Consider the following 17,705-nt stretch of genomic DNA (forward strand, 5'->3'; position numbering starts at 1 on the left):
AAATAACATGTCTGCTAAAAAACGCGGTTTAGGCCGAGGACTCGACGCTTTATTAAGTTCATCAAAACCAGCCCAAAGTGCAAATAATCAGCAACAAGCGACAACCACACCAGAGCAAGTCTCTGAGGTAGTTGCTGAGCAAAAAAATGGTGAACTGCAAAAGCTAGCGATAGAGTTTTTACAATCGGGTAAATATCAACCACGTAAAGACATGTCTGAAGAAGCACTTGAAGAGTTAGCCAGCTCAATTCGTGCCCAAGGTATTATTCAGCCAATCGTTGTGCGCCAAATTGGTGCAGATAAATACGAAATTATTGCAGGTGAGCGTCGTTGGCGTGCTGCACAATTAGCAAAATTAGACACCGTACCGTGTATCATCAAAGATGTACCCGATGAAGCTGCGGTAGCTATTGCACTTATTGAAAATATTCAACGTGAAGACTTAAATGCGATGGAAGAAGCGATTGCATTAAATCGTTTGCTAAATGAGTTTGAACTTACCCATCAACAGGTCGCCGAAGCGGTTGGCAAGTCTCGTACAACAGTAACAAATTTGCTTCGCTTAAATAATTTAAATGAAGATGTAAAAATATTGTTAGAACATGGTGATATTGAAATGGGCCATGCACGCTGTTTATTAGGCCTTGAAGGTGAAGCGCAATCAGATGCAGCACGACTAGCAGTAGCTAAAGCGTTAACTGTTCGCGAAACCGAAAAGCTAGTGCGTTCTATTTTAGAACCAGCGCCAAAAAAAGAAGTGCAAGAAAAAGATCCTGATGTCAAACAGTTAGAACAAAAACTTGCTGAAAATTTAGGCGCAAAAGTAGAAATAAACTACAATAAAAAAGGCAAGGGAAAGCTGGTTATTTCGTATACAACACTTGATGAGCTAGATGGCATTTTAAGCCGTATAAATTAAGACTATTCCCGTCATTAATTAATAACATGTCCAAAAAGAGACATTTGTGGTGTTTTTGCACTACAAAGGGTCGACTCAAGTTGCAAAACTGGTAGGAATCAGTATAATTTCGCCAGTTTTCATACCCTGACAATTTGAACGTTTACAAGGTTAATAAAACGTGACTAATAAGTTAGCAAAGCCTTATAGGCTTGCCGCATTTAAATTAATTTGTCTTCAGGGTATCGTAGCGCTCATCGCTGCAGTAGTTGTTTTTATAGGTTGGGGAGTCAATGCCGGCCAGTCAGCAGTTGCTGGCGGGGCTGTAGCAATACTCCCTAATTTTGTATTTGCCGTCTATGCATTCAGATATGTGGGTGCAAGTCGAGTAAATCAAGTGTATGCCTCGCTAAAGCGCGGCAACGGATTAAAATTTATGCTAACAATCGTGTTGTTCGCACTGATACTGAAGTCTTACACGGTCATTTTGTTACCGTTTTTCTGTGTTTATGTATTGGTGTTATTTTGCGGATTGTTTGCGCCCGTTTTTTTTAATCATTAACTTTTGGGATATAACATGGCTGCAGAAGAAGTAACTCTATCAAGCCATATTCAGCACCACTTAACTAACGCTAAGATGTGCTCGACCGACGCTGGTCTTGCCTTCAACAAAGCGTGTGCAGACAGTGGTTTCTGGACATGGAATATAGATACCCTCGCATGGTCAATCGGTTTAGGTCTTGTATTTTTATGGATCTTCCGTAGTGCCGCTAAAAAAGCAAATACCGGTGTACCTGGTAAATTTCAGTGTTTCATTGAAATGATCGTTGAGTTCGTTGGCGACAACGTACGCGATACTTACCACGGTAAAAGTGCCCTAATCGCTCCATTAGCTCTAACGATTTTCGTTTGGGTGTTCTTAATGAACTTAATGGACTTAATTCCGGTTGATTTCCTACCTGCATTCGCTGGCTTCGTTGGTGAACAAGCATTCGGTATGGATTCTCACGACGTTTACATGAAGATTGTACCAACAACAGACATCAACATGACTGCTGCACTTGCTATTGGTGTATTCATTCTGATGATCGGTTACGCAATCAAAATCAAAGGGATTGGCGGTTTCTTAGCAGAACTTACGCTTCACCCATTTAGCTCAAATAACAAGCTAGCGATGGTGTTTTTAATCCCGTGTAACTTATTACTAGAAACAATCGCTTTAGTAGCTAAGCCGTTCTCGTTAGCGCTGCGTTTATTCGGTAACTTATATGCTGGCGAGTTGATTTTCATCTTGATCGGCGCAGTTGGTTTAATGCAACTACCGTTGCACTTTATTTGGGCTGTATTCCACATCTTAGTAATCGTACTGCAAGCATTCGTATTCATGATGCTAACAATCGTTTACCTAAGCATGGCAAGCTCAGATAATCACTAATTTTATACACTTTTAAATTTTAACTTTAATTTACAATTGAAACTTTGGAGAAAAAAATGGAACTAATGATTGGTCTTAAGTATATCGCTGTTGCTCTACTTATCGGCTTCGGTGCAATCGGTACTGCTATCGGCTTCGGTAACATGGGTGGTAAATTCCTAGAAGCTTGTGCTCGTCAACCTGAACTTGCACCTTCATTACAAGTTAAGATGTTCATCCTTGCTGGTCTAATCGATGCTGTAGCTATGATCGGTGTTGGTATCGCAATGGTATTGTTGTTCGTACTTTAATATTATTTTTTGAACAGCTTACTATTTTAAGGAGGAGCGGTCGTGAACTTAACAGCCACTCTTATCGGTGAATTAATTGCATTTACGGTTTTCGTACTTTTCTGTATGAAATACGTATGGCCACCACTAAATGGTGCAATTGAAGCTCGCCAGAAGAAAATCGAAGATGGTTTAGCTGCCTCTGATAGAGCCGAAAAAGACTTAGAACTTGCGCAAAAGAAAGCTGCTGAGCAGCTTAAAGAGGCAAAAGCTCAAGCGGCTGATATCATTGAACAAGCTAAAAAGCGTGCCACGCTTATCGTTGACGAAGAAACTGTTCGTGGTCAACAAGAGCGTGAAAAAATTATTGCTCAAGGGCACTCTGAAATCGAAGCAGAGCGTAACCGTGTAACAGAAGAACTACGTAAACAAGTAGCGACGCTGGCCGTGGTTGGTGCTGAGAAGATTTTAGAGCGCGAAATCAATCAAGCCGCACACAGTGACATCGTTGAAAAACTTGTCGCTGAGCTGTAATTAGGAGGGTATGAGCATGTCTGAATTGGCTACTATCGCTCGCCCATACGCTAAAGCGGCTTTTGAACTTGCCGTTGAAAAAGGCACTGTTGAAAGTTGGAACGACATGCTGTTCTTTGCTGGCCAAGTTGCCAGCAATGAGCAAGCCGCTGCCGCGCTAGCTGGATTGCCTACTGCTACTGAAAAAGCAGATCTGTTTATCAAGATCTGTGCAGAGCAGCTCAACGAACAAGGTCAGAACCTAATCAAGGTGATGGCTGAAAATGGACGTTTAGTTGCACTGCCAGCTGTTGCAGAGTTATTCGCTGAATTAAAAGCGGACTACGACAAAGAAATCGACGTTGATGTGGTTTCTGCAACACCGCTTGCTGCTGAGCAGCAAGTATCATTGGTAGCGGCACTTGAAAAACGTTTCGCACGCAAAGTTAAGCTGAATTGTAGTGAAGATACTACAGTGGTTGGCGGCCTTATTATCAAGGCGGGTGACACTGTAATCGACGGCTCAGTACGTGGCAAATTAGCCCGCTTAGCTACATCACTACAATCGTAATTGGGAAAAAGAGCATGCAACTTAATTCCACTGAAATTTCAGATCTGATCAAACAACGTATTGAGCAGTTCGAAGTTGTAAGTGAAGCTCGTAACGAAGGTACTATTGTATCTGTTACTGACGGTATCATCCGCATCCACGGTCTTGCTGACTGTATGCAAGGTGAAATGATCGAGCTTCCTGGCAACCGTTATGCTATCGCACTAAACCTTGAGCGTGACTCAGTAGGTGCAGTAGTTATGGGTCCTTACGCTGACCTTAAAGAAGGCGTAAAAGTTAAATCAACTGGTCGTATCTTAGAGGTTCCTGTTGGTCGTGGTCTACTTGGTCGTGTTGTTAACACACTAGGTGCACCTATCGATGGTAAAGGCGCTTTAGACAACGACGGTTATGAACCTGTTGAGAAAATCGCACCAGGCGTTATCGAACGTCAATCAGTAGATGAGCCAGTACAAACTGGTTATAAATCTATCGATGCGATGATCCCAGTAGGTCGTGGTCAACGTGAGCTTGTGATCGGTGACCGCCAAACTGGTAAAACTGCATTAGCAATCGATGCTATCATCAACCAAAAAGGTACAGGCGTTAAGTGTGTGTACGTTGCAGTTGGTCAAAAAGCATCTACAATCGCTAACGTAGTACGTAAATTAGAAGAGCACGGTGCATTAGAAAACACTATCGTTGTTGTTGCATCTGCTTCTGAATCTGCGGCACTTCAGTACTTAGCACCATTCTCTGGTTGTACTATGGGTGAATACTTCCGTGACCGTGGTGAAGACGCGCTAATCGTATATGATGATTTATCTAAGCAAGCTGTTGCTTACCGTCAAATCTCATTACTACTTAAGCGTCCACCAGGTCGTGAAGCATACCCAGGTGACGTATTCTACCTTCACTCACGTCTTCTAGAGCGTGCATCACGTGTAAACGCTGATTACGTTGAGAAGTTCACTAACGGTGAAGTGAAAGGTAAAACAGGTTCATTGACGGCATTGCCAATCATTGAAACTCAAGGCGGCGACGTTTCTGCGTTCGTACCGACAAACGTTATCTCTATCACCGATGGTCAGATCTTCTTAGAAACTGACTTATTCAACTCAGGTATCCGTCCAGCTGTTAACGCTGGTATCTCGGTATCTCGTGTTGGTGGTGCAGCGCAAACTAAAATCGTTAAGAAACTAGGTGGTGGTATCCGTCTAGCGTTAGCTCAGTACCGTGAATTAGCTGCGTTCTCGCAGTTCGCGTCTGACCTTGACGATGCAACACGTGCTCAATTAGAGCATGGTGAGCGCGTAACAGAGTTAATGAAGCAGAAACAGTACGCACCAATGTCTGTTGCTGAAATGTCTCTGTCGCTATTTGCTGCTGAAAAAGGCTACCTAAAAGACATCGAAATCGCGAAAATCATGGATTTCGAAGCTGGCCTAATTTCTTATGCAAACAGCACATACGCAGAGCTAATGGCTCAAATCAATGAAACTGGTAACTACAACGCTGAGATTGAAGCTCAACTTAAAGAACTTCTAGAGAAGTTCAAGTCGACGCAAACTTGGTAATTTAGTTATGAATGGTGAGCTTTAGGCAACTAAAGCCCACCTGATTCGGAGAGAGAGTCATGGCCAGCGGAAAAGAGATTAAAAGCAAGATCGGGAGTATCAAGAATACTCAAAAGATCACCAGCGCAATGGAAATGGTTGCTGCGTCTAAAATGAAAAAAGCGCAGGAACGTGTGGCGTCAAGCCGTCCATACGCTGAAAACTTACGCCAAGTGATTGGTCGTGTTGCTCAAGCAAATCTTGATTTTACTCACCCTTTCTTAGAAGAGCGTGAAGTAAAACGAGTTGGTTATATTGTTATCTCTACTGACCGTGGTCTATGTGGTGGCTTGAACTCAAACGAGTTCAAAAAAGTTGCCCTAGACGTTAAAGCGTGGAAAGAAAAAGGCGTTGAAGCTGAATTTACTACTTTAGGTAGCAAAGCAGCTGGCTTTTTCCAACGTTTCGGCGGTAAGTTAGTCGCTAAAAAAGCGAGCTTAGGAGATACACCTTCACTACAAGACGTTATTGGTCCTGTAAAGACAATGCTAGATGCATACTCTGAAGGTAAAATTGACCGCTTATACGTAGTATTTAACAAGTTCGTTAATACTATGAAGCAAGAGCCAACAATCGATCAGTTACTCCCTTTGCCAAAAGCTGAAGAAGAAGTATCTCAACATTCTTGGGATTACTTATATGAGCCAAACCCAGATGCGATTTTAGAAGCTCTGTTAGTACGCTTTATTGAGTCTCAAGTATACCAAGGTGTAGTTGAGAACGCTGCCTCTGAACAGGCTGCCCGTATGGTTGCAATGAAAGCTGCAACTGATAACGCAGGCGACCTTATGGATGAGTTACAGCTTGTTTATAACAAGGCTCGTCAAGCTGCAATCACACAAGAAATTAGTGAGATTGTTGGCGGTTCGGCAGCAGTTTAACGCTTCGGCAAAGTTTAATGAGAGGAATAGACATGAGTTTAGGTAAGGTCGTCCAAATTATCGGCGCCGTTGTGGATATCGAATTTCCACAAGACAACGTGCCAGCCGTATATGACGCACTAAAAGTAACAGATGGCGACTTAGCGGGTTTAACTTTAGAAGTTCAACAACAGCTAGGTGGCGGTGTGGTACGTGGTATCGCACTTGGTACTACTGACGGTTTACGTCGTGGTACTTCAGTAGAAGGCACTGGTCAGCCAATTCACGTTCCAGTAGGTACGAAGACACTAGGTCGTATCATGGACGTATTAGGTAACCCTATTGATGAAGCTGGTCCAATTGGTGAAGAAGAGCGTATGTCTATTCACCGTGCAGCACCTTCTTATGAAGAACAATCAAGTTCAGTAGAACTTTTAGAGACTGGTATCAAGGTAATCGACCTTGTATGTCCATTCGCTAAAGGTGGTAAAGTTGGTCTATTCGGTGGTGCCGGTGTTGGTAAAACCGTAAATATGATGGAACTTATCCGTAACATCGCAATCGAGCACAGCGGTTATTCAGTATTCGCAGGTGTTGGTGAGCGTACTCGTGAGGGTAATGACTTCTACCATGAGATGAACGACTCAAACGTACTAGACAAAGTATCTCTAGTATACGGTCAAATGAATGAGCCACCGGGTAACCGTTTACGCGTAGCGTTAACAGGTCTTACTATGGCTGAGAAGTTCCGTGACGAAGGTCGTGACGTACTTTTCTTCGTTGATAACATCTACCGTTATACTCTAGCGGGTACAGAGGTATCAGCACTTCTAGGTCGTATGCCTTCAGCAGTAGGTTACCAACCAACTCTTGCTGAAGAAATGGGTGTACTTCAAGAGCGTATCGCATCTACTAAGACGGGTTCAATCACTTCAATCCAAGCGGTATACGTACCTGCGGATGACTTAACTGACCCATCTCCAGCAACAACGTTTGCTCACTTAGATGCAACAGTAGTACTTTCTCGTGATATCGCTTCACTTGGTATCTACCCTGCGGTAGACCCACTTGATTCATCTTCACGTCAACTTGACCCACTAGTAATCGGTCAAGAGCACTACGATACTGCGCGTGGCGTTCAAACAGTTCTTCAACGTTATAAAGAACTTAAAGACATCATCGCAATCCTAGGTATGGACGAGCTTTCTGACGAAGATAAGCAAGTTGTATCTCGTGCACGTAAAATCCAGCGTTTCCTATCTCAGCCGTTCTTCGTTGCTGAGGTATTCACAGGCGCGCCTGGTAAATACGTGTCACTTAAAGACACAATTGCTGGCTTCAAAGGTATCTTAAACGGTGAGTTTGATGATATGCCAGAGCAAGCGTTCTACATGGTTGGCTCTATTGAAGAAGCTCAAGAAAAAGCCAAAAGCATGTAATTAGGAGGGTAGTATGGCGGCTATGACTGTACATCTTGACGTAGTAAGCGCAGAAGAGAGCTTGTTCTCTGGTCTGGTTGAATCGATTCAAGTGAGTGGTAGTGAAGGTGACCTTGGTGTTAACTATGGCCACGCTCCATTATTAACTGCCCTAAAACCTGGTATGGTACGTTTAGTTAAGCAATTTGGTCACGAAGACGTGATGTATATTGCTGGCGGCACGCTAGAAGTTCAACCGGATCGCATCACAATTCTTGCAGATACTGCAGTACGTGGTGAAGACCTAGATGAGCAAGCGGCTGAAAAAGCGAAACGTGATGCTGAAGAGCAAATGGCGAACACGTCAGCTGCTGAGTTAGATTACCAACAAGCTGCAGTACAGCTTGCTGAAGCAATCGCTCAACTTCGCGTAATTCAACAATTACGCAAAAAGTAAGCCTACTCGGTTTTCGAAAAGCCCACTTAACGTGGGCTTTTTTGTGCCTGAAATATGATGCTTTGCACCCTATTCTATTTTTATACTTATATCCTTCATCAAAGCTCGCTACAATAGTGTGAATTAATAGTGAATAGCTGTTTCATTCAAGGTTCAGTCCTACACATTAGGATTGCGTATTTACACATGATGTGACTTACATAACTTTGTTTGCTTTTTCAGATCTCACAACATCATGCACACCTAAAACAAAGAAAGAAGGATATTGTTTTAATGTCTCTGACTACTGTTATTCTAGCAGCGGGTAAAGGTACCCGAATGCGCTCTGCTCTACCAAAGGTACTTCACAAAGTTGCGGGTAAACCTATGGTGCAGCACGTTATTGATAATGCCACTGCACTTGGTGCTCGCGAAACAAACCTTGTTTATGGTCATGGTCGTGAACAGCTACAAGCTGCCCTATCGCACAATCAAGTAAATTGGGTATTACAAGAAGAGCAACTTGGTACCGGCCATGCAGTCGCTGTTGCCAAAGAACATATTGCCGATGACGATACCGTATTGATTCTCTACGGTGATGTGCCACTAACAAAACGCGCCACTTTAGAAAAGCTACTTGCTGTGACACCTAAAAAAGGCCTAGCTGTATTAACCGTGACTTTAGATGACCCATCAGGTTATGGTCGTATGCTTCGTGAAAATGGCAAGCTGGTAGGTATCATTGAGCAAAAAGATGCCTCACCTGAGCAACTTGAAATTAAAGAAATCAACACCGGCATTATGGCTGCTAATGGTGAGTTACTAAAACGTTGGTTAGGTAACTTATCTAACAACAATGCCCAAGGTGAGTACTACCTTACAGATATCGTTGCGATGGCACACAGTGAAGGTGTTGAAATCACCTCGGCACAGCCTGAGCATCCGATGGAAGTTGAAGGCGCTAATAATCGCGTACAACTTTCAGCTCTTGAACGTGCATATCAAGCATGGCAAGCAGAAGAGTTAATGCTAAACGGCGCAACACTTGCTGATCCGGCTCGTATCGATGTGCGTGGTGAACTAACGACTGGTGAAGATGTACTAATCGACGTTAATGTTATCTTCGAAGGCAAAGTAACAATCGGCAATAATGTTCAGATTGGTCCTAACTGCGTACTTAAAGACTGTACTATTGGCGATAACGTTGTTATCAAAGCTAACTCACTTGTTGAAGAAGCCAGTGTTGCGGCTAAATGTACTTTAGGGCCTTACGCTCGTCTTCGCCCTGGTGCGATTATGGAAGAAGACTCGCATATCGGTAACTTCGTTGAGATGAAAAAAACTCGCTTAGGTAAAGGCTCAAAAGCAAATCATCTAACCTACTTAGGCGACACTGAAGTTGGCGAAAAAGTAAATATTGGCGCAGGGACTATTACCTGTAACTATGATGGCGTAAATAAATCAAAAACCATTATCGGTGATAACGCCTTTATCGGTTCAAACTCATCATTAGTCGCACCAGTAAATATTGGCTCAATGGCAACGATTGGCGCTGGTTCTGTTATCACTAATACAGTTGAAGACGAACAGCTTGCAGTCGCTCGTGGTAAACAACGTAATTTAACTGGTTGGAAACGTCCAGTTAAGAAAAGCTAAAAATAAGGCTAAACATGTCTCCAAATTTAGTTGACCGTTACAGCCCATCGAAATAAACAATTGCGTCAGCTGTTAGAGAGAGTAGTTAGTTAAACTACTAGCAGAAAATAAAATAGAGGTTACCTCGTAAACTAAGATGAAGAGGATAAATATGCGGGGCTGTCAGCTGGCATATTTATCCTTCATTTTATCTACAGTTACGCCCTTTCATCACGATATATCACCAATTATCACTTGAACTACCTCGGGCAATAGATCCTTTTAAACTGGCTTAAAAATATTTGAGTAGGATAGGTATTGTGTTTGGTGTATGTAGCAAAGCTTTTCTTTTAATCGCCTTAATTCTAGCCGCAGAGGTAAGTGCTGATACATTCTTAGAAAATTTAGAATTAGATAGTCGAGTTCGTTTTCATGGTCAGAGTTTAAAAGCGACGTCTCAACCTATTTTTGCAACTGATGATACTTCGTCACTTTTCTCGGCTTTAGACATGAGTGCTGAAAGTGAGGGGCTACGTCTAGCTGCAACAGCAAGTATAAATAAAGTGGCTGGCAGTAGCGAAACTAAGCTAACAATATCTGAAGCATATTATGACTTTAGGATAAAAAATTGGTACTTATCTTCAGGTAAGAAGAAGCTAGACTGGGATGTTGGTTATGGTTTTAGGCCTTTAGATATGTTTTCGCCTACGGACTCTTTAGCCATTTATACAGCTGTCCCACCTGGTACATTAATGGTTTCAGGGGACTATTTTACAGAGTCAGGAAATGTCACTTTTATCTGTAATGAAACTCGTGCTGAGTACCTCGAAAGAGGCGAAAAAGTTAAGCCAGGTTATGGTTGTGGTGGTCGTTATTATCAATTCTTTGATGGCTATGAAGCTCAAGCGGTTGTTCACTATGATAATGAGTTAGGGTTTAGAGTGGGTGGCAGTGCACTGACGGTCATAGGAAATAGTCTAGAGCTACATGGGTCGTTTATTTGGCAGCAACGACATCGAACACCAATTGTAACTGCGCATCATGGGTTTAATAATGTTGAAACGGTATGGCAAAAAGGGAGCTTACAGGCATTACTTGGACTGAATTATAGTTTTTCGGTTGGTATTACTGCGATTGTTGAGTATTGGCATGATGGTCGTGCCCCAAGTAACAAGCAGTGGCGAGATGTGATTGCTGGTGCCAGTGAAGGAGTTTCAGAACATCAGTTAAGCCTCTATCGCGCTCACTTTGCGACTCAAAATTTATTCAGAGACAATCTAATGGTGCATTTAAGATCGTCAAATTCAACGTGGCAACCTGAGGTGACATGGTTAATGAACCCCAGTGATAACAGTATGTTAATAGATACAGGCCTATGTTACTCTAAATACGAGAGCACCCGATTTTGTTTAGGGTATAGATCTTATGCTGGTGGGAATAAATCAATATATGAGCAACTAAGTTATCAAAAAATAGGGTACCTTAGTGTAGAAATAAAGTTGTGAATTCATGTCTCTAATTAACTCTTTCTCAGGATCAGAAAGTTGGATGAGTAATCTTAAGCTAGCATTAGTTTGTATTGCAATTGGACTATTTATTCATTTTATTGGATGGGCGAAATACCCAATTATTTCGATCTTTATTTCATTAGGGATAGGGTTTAGTATTCGTTTATGCCGAAAATGGTTAAAGCGGCACTATCCTCAAATGAACCTATCTTTACAGTTTCTGTTAGCGGTTACCTTCTCTTTTGTCGTTTGGGGACTTACCCCGTTGCTGCTTGGTGTCGTAAAAAGCACTGGGGGTTATGTAGATGATTGGCAGCAATATGTTGGTATGTTGCTTATCGGAAGCTTTATTATGGTTGTCGTGAGCTTTACTTATTACCAAAGTATTCAAGCGCAAGATTTAAAGCAATCTTTGGCGCAAGTTGAATTAGATCAGATTAAAAAAGACAAAGTCCTGCTCGAAACTGAATTAAGACTTCTGCAGTCACAAATTGAACCTCACTTTTTGTTTAATACGTTAGCTAATATTCAGGCATTAATCGCGATTGATACCAAGCAGGCGAATAAAATGTTAATTGCATTAACGGCTTTATTGCGACAGAGTTTAGATCGAACCCGATCTGAATGGCTAACATTAGGCCATGAGCTTCGTTTTAACAAAGCTTACCTCGCTATACAGAAAATTCGCTTAGGTGATAGGTTGGTAATTAACTATGACATTACCGATAAAATTACCGATGATATTTTGTTCCCTCCTATGTTGTTGCAACCACTAATTGAAAATGCTGTGACGCATGGCATTGAGCAATTAACTTCCGGTGGAGAGCTGACATTATCGGTTGAAAAAGAAGAAAGTAACTTAGTAATAAGCATTACAAATAATATACCCGTTGATGGAAGTAACCGTAAGGGGACTCAAGTAGGTATGAATAATGTGAAAACGAGGTTGCAACAGTTATATGAGGGTCAGGCTAGTTTGAAATACGACAACAGCCAAGTGGGGAAAGTGGTTGTGACTATGGAGGTACCATTAAATGTCTCACAAAGTTAAAGCTGTGATCGCAGATGATGAGCCAATTTTACGTGCACACTTAAAAATGATGTTAGAAGGTGTCTGGCCTGAAATTGATATTGTAGGTCAGGCTGCAAATGGAGAAGAAGCGCTTGAACTAACAGAAGCATTCAGCCCTAGAGTATTGTTTTTAGATATAAATATGCCAGGGATCGATGGATTAGAAGTGTCTAGAATTTTATCTGAGTCAGAGCAGGCACCTGTTATCGTATTTGTGACAGCTTATAATGAATATGCTGTTACTGCCTTTGAAAACCAAGCAATTGACTATTTATTAAAACCACTAGAAGAATCGAGGCTGATAAAAACAGTCCAGCGAATTCAAAAGCTTTTATCGAATAAGCGCTCAGAAAGTGAACAGCATGCTCAGTTACAGGTGATGCTTTCTCAATTAATCCAAGAGAGTAGCGATGCTTCATCACAAACGCATCTAAAGTGGATTAGAGCTAGTAAGAACAATGACGTTTACATGGTTAATGTGGATGATGTGGACTACTTCATTGCAGATAATAAATACACAGAGATAACCGTAGGACTTAATAAGCATTTAATTAAAACTGCGATTACAGTCTTAGAAAATCAGTTAGATCCAGCCGTTTTTTGGCGTATTCACCGGAACTGTATTGTGCGGGTAGATACCATTGCGCATATATCAAAAGATGAATTAGGGCATGTTTATGTGAACTTAAAAGGTAGTGATGAAAAATTATCAGTAAGCAGGAAGTACCATCACTTATTTAAACAGATGTAAAAGCAAAACCTTTATTTAGTTGAGGGCGTTCAGAATTCAGTGTCAGCCTAAATTGCTAAATATCTAGCATGCCATCTAACCTCCCTTCGAAATGGATGGCTAATTGCGACAATGTCAGGTTTTAACTGTGGATTGGCATTGTACATTTGTTTGAGGCATTCAATAATTTCATCAAGCTATTTTCATTCGGGAATGCGCCTTTAGTTCTGGTTAAATTCCTGAATTGGTGATGTACCGTCTCGATAGCCTTGGTGGTGTGAATGGTCTTGCGAACGTAATCTGGGTACTTGAAGTAAACCGATAGATTCGCCCATTTACGACGGCAAGAGTCGATAACAATGGGATATGTCTAGCTCATCGAGTGCAGCCTCTTCGGCATCTTTGGTTGCGGCACGGTAAACAGGCTTTAAATCAGCCATATTTGCCTGATTGAAGTTCAGCTAATGCTTTGTTGAAGTCGAAATATTGAGTTATGTGTTGTCATTCCTGTTTTATTAATAATACTGAAATAACACAGATTTCTAAACACAACCTCTAGGTTCGCTCAACTGAATAAAAAGAAGCAGTAAAAGTGTGCCTATCTTTCATTACACGATCCCTTCACTCTGTTGGTTCCTACCAGTCGTTTATCGTTATTTTTTACCTTTTATCATTCTATGTTGCCAATTATCACCTGGGTTACTCCAAGCCAGAATTGTTTCATAAGATATCTACATCAACAGGAACAACGAAGGATTATGACGATGAAGCCACTTTCTATATTTAAAAAAGCTATTTTTGGCGCTTCGATAGTTAGCACAGTAACAATGGCAGCTGAAATACCATCTCACGTTATTAAAGCTTATCAAGAGGGGCTTGCTGGCTCACAAGCGCAAAATCAACTTGCAATCAATGCATTAAAAGAATTAAACGAACAAACGCCTTCGCCAATCACTTTGGCTATGCTAGGCAGTGCAGAGACTACTCAGGCAAGATATACCAATCAACCTTGGCAAAAAATGAAATTTGCAGAACTGGGTATTTCGAAGCTCAATAAAGCCGTGAAGCAAGTCAATAAAGCCCCTTACCCACAGCAAGCCAGAGTATATATCACTGCTGGATGCACATTTTCGCAAGTACCAAAAATGATGAACAGAGCAGAACATGGTGATCACTTATTAAAACAGGTCATCGCAGAGCGCAGTGAATTTGAAAAGTTAAATAATCAACTTAAAAAAATGACCTATCGTTGTGCGGCAATGGCTGCAGATAAATTAGAGGATCAGCCAAGAGCTAAATCACTGTTAGAGAAATCAGAGACACTTGCCCAACTCTTAAAATCAGAAAAGGAGTAGGTTTCATGCTTAAATTCTCTAACATTGTTAAATCTTATCGTACTGAAGAGGTTGTTGTAGATGCGCTTAAAGGTGTTTCTGCAGACATAGAAAAAGGCGAAACAGTTGCTCTATGTGGTCCATCAGGGAGTGGAAAGTCAACACTACTCAATATATGTGGGTTACTTGATGATAACTATACCGGTGATATTTGGCTTGCAGGTAAAGCTGTGCCTAAAGATAAAAAAGCAATGACGCAAATCCGCCGTGAAAAGTTGGGATTTATCTTTCAAAGATACAACCTAATTCCTGTGATGTCAGTTTATGAAAATATTGAGTATCCACTTCTTATGTTGAATATGAGCAAAAGAGAAAGGATGAATAAGGTTGTTGATATTATTAGTAAAGTAGGCTTGAAAGATCATATTTCAAAGCGTCCAGATCAGCTATCAGGCGGCCAACAACAGCGTGTGGCAATTGCTCGTGCCTTAGTTAAAAGACCTGAAATTGTCATTGCGGATGAACCCACCGCAAATCTTGATACACCCACTGCAAATATGGTGATTGATTTGATGCGTGATCTAGGCAATGACCTAGGTAGCACATTTATTGTTGCAACGCACGATCATCGAATGACAGAGCGTTGTCATCGAGTTCTAAGTCTTGCTGACGGCAACTTATCCACATTCAACCCATACGAAACTCAAAGGAGGGTGGGATAATGCGTTGGATTTCATTTGCATTCTTTAATGTAAGGCGTAATGGGCGACGCTCATTGTTCACGATATTAGTGGCAGCGGTTGCTGTTGCGGCGATTTTGACAACAAGTGGTTTTGCTTTATTTACATATCAATCACTTGCAGAAAAGGCGGCGAGAGATGAAGGTAACTTTATCATTACACACCAAAAGTTCCTTAAAGAAGAGGAAGACACGCCTCTGCAGTATGGTTTAGATGATACAGAAACACTTATAGAGCAACTATCATCAGATGAAGATATTAACAGTGTTCTTCCGAGAATAAATTTTAATGGTTTGGTATCTAATGGAGAAAAGAGTTCTATCTTCATTGGTCTGGGCGTTGAACCCGAAGAGTTTATGGTGAAAGGGCCTTTCCTAACTATGTTAGAAGGCAAGGCGCTCTCAAGCTTCGGTAATGAAGAAGAAGCTGAAGTGGTGTTAGGTAAAGAGCTTGCTCGTAACTTGAAAGTACAGGTGGGTGATTACATTACACTTATGTCTACAACCACAGACGGTGCATTGAACGCTTTTGATTTTACTGTACGCGGCATTTACACCACAGGTGTGCCTGACTTAGATAAACGCCAGCTATACGTCAAATTGTCTGATGCTCAATCACTTCTTTATACCGAAAAAGTAAGCTCTTTATCTGTTTACTTATTCGATATAAACAAGACCCAGCAAAAGGTGTCGGATTATCAAAAGCGTGATCAGTCTCTGCAATTTACACCTTGGTGGGAGCGCGCATTTTACTACCAGTCAGTAAAAGATTTGTATAACAGAATCTTCGGCTTACTTGGTGGGATCATGGTGCTATTAGTCTTTTTCTCTATTTCTAACACTATGGCAATGACCGTCACTGAGAGAACAAGAGAGATCGGCACGGTATCAGCGATGGGCTCTTACCAGTGGGAAATCATTCGCAACTTTGTACTTGAATCTAGCATCATAGGTTTTATAGGTGCAAATTTAGGGATCATCGCATCAGCTTTAATTGCTTGGGGTTTGGTGTATGTAGGGCTAGAAATGCCACCGCCTCCAGGTAGCAATAAAGGTTATCCGTTAACGATAACGTTCTCATGGGAAATTGCAGGTATCGTTTTATTCACCATGGTGCTGGTATGTGTGTTAGCTGCTTTTAAAGCGGCATATAAAGGAAGTTCTAAATCAATTACGGAGGCGTTAAGCCATGTTTAAATTTATTAGCAAAATATCTTTTTGCGTAATTTCTATGGTTTCCTTATCAACGATGGCACAGACCGTTTATCAAGAAGATAGGGAGGCGTTTGACCCCCAACTTTCATTAATTAGCGTTGATGCTTTTCGCAGTGAATCTGATTCAGTCAAGATTTCAGCAACCGTTCGCGCTTATGACAACGATTCATTAAAGAATGAGAAACAGTACGACGTCTACTCATCTAGCAATAAGAAATCGCTGGTTGTATTTAAGTCAGCCTCTGAGCAAGGCCAGAAAGTATTGATGAAAGAGAGCGATTTTTGGATGTTTATGCCTAGAAGCCGCAGACCAATTCGCATTACCCCTTTGCAAAAGCTATTAGGCGAAGCTTCTTTGGGAGATATTGCAACTTTGAGTTGGAGTAAGGATTATCAGGTGAGTTCGTTTTCATCTGATAAGAGTGAAATTGTCTTTAACTTGTCGGCTAATTCTAGTAAAGCCAGTTATCAAAAGATTCAATTAACGGTTGATAAAAGCGATTTATTTCCTTTAAAAGCCGAATTATATCTTCGCTCTGGTAAGCATGCGAAAACGGCAACTTTTGATAGAGGGCAAAGAAATGGCAAGTCAAAGGTTGTTGCTATGTCTCTACAAGATCAGATGCAACCAGGTAAAAGAACTGTAATTGCTTACGATGAAATTAAGCCAATCAAAGTGCCATCCAAGTTATTTAATCCACAAATTTTAATTCGCAGCGACTTGGATAAGCTCTTAACGCAATAGGAGGTTGTTATATTGGACTACATTTAACAATCAAATCTCACGCATTACCGCATCAGTTCACGGAGCAGCATTCAACAATAATGAAGATGAAAATGCCGGCGATAGTCGCTCTGATGACAAAGGTGCTGAACCAGAAGCATTAGGACTGGGTACTATTGGTGATCGTACATTTGCATTTATTGGTTTAGAGCGCATGGGGGGCATAATGGTGTTTGATATTACTAATCCATACAATGTGACATTCCAAGATTACTTTTTTAACCGTGGCTTAGAAGCCGATGCAGAAATAACAGGTGATCTTGCCCCTGAGGGGATGGCGTTTATACCTGCAGAACAAAGTGCAACGAATGAAGCATTGCTTGTTGTAGGTAATGAAATTTCGGGTTCAATTGCCATCTGGGAAATCAAAGCTAATTAATCCACCTTATAAAGATAAAAAGCGATATAGCTAGTTTTAAGTATATCGCTTTATCTTTACCGTTATCACACTTAAAAAGTGACTGTTTTTTGAGCTAAAATCCCTCTGTAGCCCTTTATTTGTATGGTTATTATACTATTTTGAAAATAATCAAAAAAACCTTCAAAAAGTGCTTGCGTTAAAAATCCATCTCCCTATAATGCGCATCCACTGACACGGCGGGCAGCAATGAAAAGCGCTGAACAAACTGACAGAGAGTTAAGTAAAACTTCGGTTTAAAACGGTCTAAAAAGAAAGTTTAAAATTAAGTGTTG

Annotated in this window: 18 protein-coding genes and 2 pseudogenes; 19 read left to right on the top strand and 1 reads right to left on the bottom strand. The window is 41.2% G+C overall.

Annotation, left to right across the window (positions count from 1 at the left end):
* Positions 1-7 precede the first annotated feature (7 nt).
* The 14 genes from AAEU31_RS19225 (at position 8) to AAEU31_RS19290 (ending at position 12,961) form a co-directional block, all read left to right on the top strand.
* On the top strand, positions 8-919 hold the full coding sequence (locus AAEU31_RS19225; protein WP_135923076.1) for a ParB/RepB/Spo0J family partition protein: 912 nt from the start codon (positions 8-10) through the stop codon (positions 917-919).
* Between the two features lie 160 nt (positions 920-1,079).
* On the top strand, positions 1,080-1,460 hold the full coding sequence (locus AAEU31_RS19230) for an ATP synthase subunit I (RefSeq protein ID WP_135923075.1): 381 nt from the start codon (positions 1,080-1,082) through the stop codon (positions 1,458-1,460).
* Between the two features lie 15 nt (positions 1,461-1,475).
* On the top strand, positions 1,476-2,333 hold the full coding sequence (atpB, locus tag AAEU31_RS19235) for a F0F1 ATP synthase subunit A (RefSeq protein ID WP_054554806.1): 858 nt from the start codon (positions 1,476-1,478) through the stop codon (positions 2,331-2,333).
* Between the two features lie 56 nt (positions 2,334-2,389).
* On the top strand, positions 2,390-2,623 hold the full coding sequence (gene atpE, locus AAEU31_RS19240; RefSeq protein WP_010561330.1) for a F0F1 ATP synthase subunit C: 234 nt from the start codon (positions 2,390-2,392) through the stop codon (positions 2,621-2,623).
* Positions 2,624-2,665: 42 nt separating this feature from the next.
* A complete protein-coding gene (atpF, locus tag AAEU31_RS19245; RefSeq protein ID WP_054554807.1) occupies positions 2,666-3,136 on the top strand; it encodes a F0F1 ATP synthase subunit B in 471 nt (156 codons plus the stop codon).
* Between the two features lie 16 nt (positions 3,137-3,152).
* Entirely contained in the window at positions 3,153-3,686 is a 534-nt protein-coding gene (gene atpH / locus AAEU31_RS19250; RefSeq protein WP_135923074.1) for a F0F1 ATP synthase subunit delta, read from the top strand.
* Positions 3,687-3,700: 14 nt separating this feature from the next.
* Positions 3,701-5,242 carry a F0F1 ATP synthase subunit alpha gene (atpA, locus tag AAEU31_RS19255; protein ID WP_421968051.1) on the top strand — a complete coding sequence of 514 codons (1,542 nt, stop codon included), beginning with the start codon at positions 3,701-3,703 and terminating at the stop codon, positions 5,240-5,242.
* A gap of 59 nt (positions 5,243-5,301) precedes the next feature.
* Positions 5,302-6,162 carry a F0F1 ATP synthase subunit gamma gene (atpG, locus tag AAEU31_RS19260; protein ID WP_235384038.1) on the top strand — a complete coding sequence of 287 codons (861 nt, stop codon included), beginning with the start codon at positions 5,302-5,304 and terminating at the stop codon, positions 6,160-6,162.
* A 32-nt stretch (positions 6,163-6,194) separates the two neighbouring features.
* A complete protein-coding gene (atpD, locus tag AAEU31_RS19265; RefSeq protein ID WP_036973717.1) occupies positions 6,195-7,580 on the top strand; it encodes a F0F1 ATP synthase subunit beta in 1,386 nt (461 codons plus the stop codon).
* A gap of 13 nt (positions 7,581-7,593) precedes the next feature.
* Positions 7,594-8,016: a F0F1 ATP synthase subunit epsilon gene (locus AAEU31_RS19270; protein ID WP_135923073.1), complete on the top strand. Its 423-nt coding sequence runs from the start codon at positions 7,594-7,596 to the stop codon at positions 8,014-8,016.
* 273 nt (positions 8,017-8,289) lie between these two features.
* A complete protein-coding gene (glmU, locus tag AAEU31_RS19275) occupies positions 8,290-9,651 on the top strand; it encodes a bifunctional UDP-N-acetylglucosamine diphosphorylase/glucosamine-1-phosphate N-acetyltransferase GlmU (protein ID WP_421968052.1) in 1,362 nt (453 codons plus the stop codon).
* A 299-nt stretch (positions 9,652-9,950) separates the two neighbouring features.
* Entirely contained in the window at positions 9,951-11,135 is a 1,185-nt protein-coding gene (locus AAEU31_RS19280; protein ID WP_421968053.1) for a hypothetical protein, read from the top strand.
* A gap of 43 nt (positions 11,136-11,178) precedes the next feature.
* Positions 11,179-12,189, top strand: a complete 1,011-nt coding sequence (locus AAEU31_RS19285) for a sensor histidine kinase (protein WP_421968054.1) — start codon at positions 11,179-11,181, stop codon at positions 12,187-12,189.
* Complete coding sequence (locus AAEU31_RS19290; RefSeq protein WP_421968055.1) at positions 12,173-12,961, top strand: LytR/AlgR family response regulator transcription factor; 789 nt, start codon at positions 12,173-12,175, stop codon at positions 12,959-12,961. Before AAEU31_RS19285 ends, AAEU31_RS19290 begins: the two co-directional genes overlap by 17 nt.
* A 55-nt stretch (positions 12,962-13,016) precedes the next feature.
* On the opposite strand, the pseudogene AAEU31_RS19295 reads toward AAEU31_RS19290, so the two are convergent.
* Positions 13,017-13,389 (bottom strand): annotated as a pseudogene (locus tag AAEU31_RS19295) (transposase); the annotation flags it as partial.
* A 315-nt stretch (positions 13,390-13,704) separates the two neighbouring features.
* On the opposite strand from AAEU31_RS19295, the gene AAEU31_RS19300 reads away from it, so the two are divergent.
* The 5 genes and pseudogenes from AAEU31_RS19300 to AAEU31_RS19320 form a co-directional block, all read left to right on the top strand.
* Positions 13,705-14,295, top strand: coding sequence for a hypothetical protein (locus tag AAEU31_RS19300; RefSeq protein ID WP_421968056.1), 591 nt, complete (start codon positions 13,705-13,707; stop codon positions 14,293-14,295).
* Positions 14,296-14,300: 5 nt separating this feature from the next.
* Entirely contained in the window at positions 14,301-14,996 is a 696-nt protein-coding gene (locus AAEU31_RS19305) for an ABC transporter ATP-binding protein (RefSeq protein ID WP_421968057.1), read from the top strand.
* Positions 14,996-16,210, top strand: a complete 1,215-nt coding sequence (locus AAEU31_RS19310; RefSeq protein WP_421968058.1) for an ABC transporter permease — start codon at positions 14,996-14,998, stop codon at positions 16,208-16,210. The genes AAEU31_RS19305 and AAEU31_RS19310 overlap by 1 nt, the downstream gene beginning before the upstream one ends.
* Complete coding sequence (locus tag AAEU31_RS19315; protein WP_421968059.1) at positions 16,203-16,973, top strand: outer membrane lipoprotein-sorting protein; 771 nt, start codon at positions 16,203-16,205, stop codon at positions 16,971-16,973. The genes AAEU31_RS19310 and AAEU31_RS19315 overlap by 8 nt, the downstream gene beginning before the upstream one ends.
* A gap of 28 nt (positions 16,974-17,001) precedes the next feature.
* Positions 17,002-17,391 (top strand): annotated as a pseudogene (locus AAEU31_RS19320) (choice-of-anchor I domain-containing protein); the annotation flags it as partial.
* Between the last annotated feature and the right edge of the window lie 314 nt (positions 17,392-17,705).

The sequence above is a fragment of the Pseudoalteromonas thalassia genome (assembly GCF_049257215.1).
Lineage (GTDB): Bacteria > Pseudomonadota > Gammaproteobacteria > Enterobacterales > Alteromonadaceae > Pseudoalteromonas > Pseudoalteromonas lipolytica_C.

Coding starts and splice junctions, on each gene's coding strand:
- AAEU31_RS19225 (WP_135923076.1), top strand. CDS start 8: ATGTCTGCTAAAAAACGCGGTTTAGGCCGAGGACTCGACGCTTTATTA.
- atpB (WP_054554806.1), top strand. CDS start 1,476: ATGGCTGCAGAAGAAGTAACTCTATCAAGCCATATTCAGCACCACTTA.
- atpE (WP_010561330.1), top strand. CDS start 2,390: ATGGAACTAATGATTGGTCTTAAGTATATCGCTGTTGCTCTACTTATC.
- atpH (WP_135923074.1), top strand. CDS start 3,153: ATGTCTGAATTGGCTACTATCGCTCGCCCATACGCTAAAGCGGCTTTT.
- atpA (WP_421968051.1), top strand. CDS start 3,701: ATGCAACTTAATTCCACTGAAATTTCAGATCTGATCAAACAACGTATT.
- atpG (WP_235384038.1), top strand. CDS start 5,302: ATGGCCAGCGGAAAAGAGATTAAAAGCAAGATCGGGAGTATCAAGAAT.
- atpD (WP_036973717.1), top strand. CDS start 6,195: ATGAGTTTAGGTAAGGTCGTCCAAATTATCGGCGCCGTTGTGGATATC.
- AAEU31_RS19270 (WP_135923073.1), top strand. CDS start 7,594: ATGGCGGCTATGACTGTACATCTTGACGTAGTAAGCGCAGAAGAGAGC.
- glmU (WP_421968052.1), top strand. CDS start 8,290: ATGTCTCTGACTACTGTTATTCTAGCAGCGGGTAAAGGTACCCGAATG.
- AAEU31_RS19285 (WP_421968054.1), top strand. CDS start 11,179: ATGAGTAATCTTAAGCTAGCATTAGTTTGTATTGCAATTGGACTATTT.
- AAEU31_RS19290 (WP_421968055.1), top strand. CDS start 12,173: ATGTCTCACAAAGTTAAAGCTGTGATCGCAGATGATGAGCCAATTTTA.
- AAEU31_RS19300 (WP_421968056.1), top strand. CDS start 13,705: ATGAAGCCACTTTCTATATTTAAAAAAGCTATTTTTGGCGCTTCGATA.
- AAEU31_RS19305 (WP_421968057.1), top strand. CDS start 14,301: ATGCTTAAATTCTCTAACATTGTTAAATCTTATCGTACTGAAGAGGTT.
- AAEU31_RS19310 (WP_421968058.1), top strand. CDS start 14,996: ATGCGTTGGATTTCATTTGCATTCTTTAATGTAAGGCGTAATGGGCGA.
- AAEU31_RS19315 (WP_421968059.1), top strand. CDS start 16,203: ATGTTTAAATTTATTAGCAAAATATCTTTTTGCGTAATTTCTATGGTT.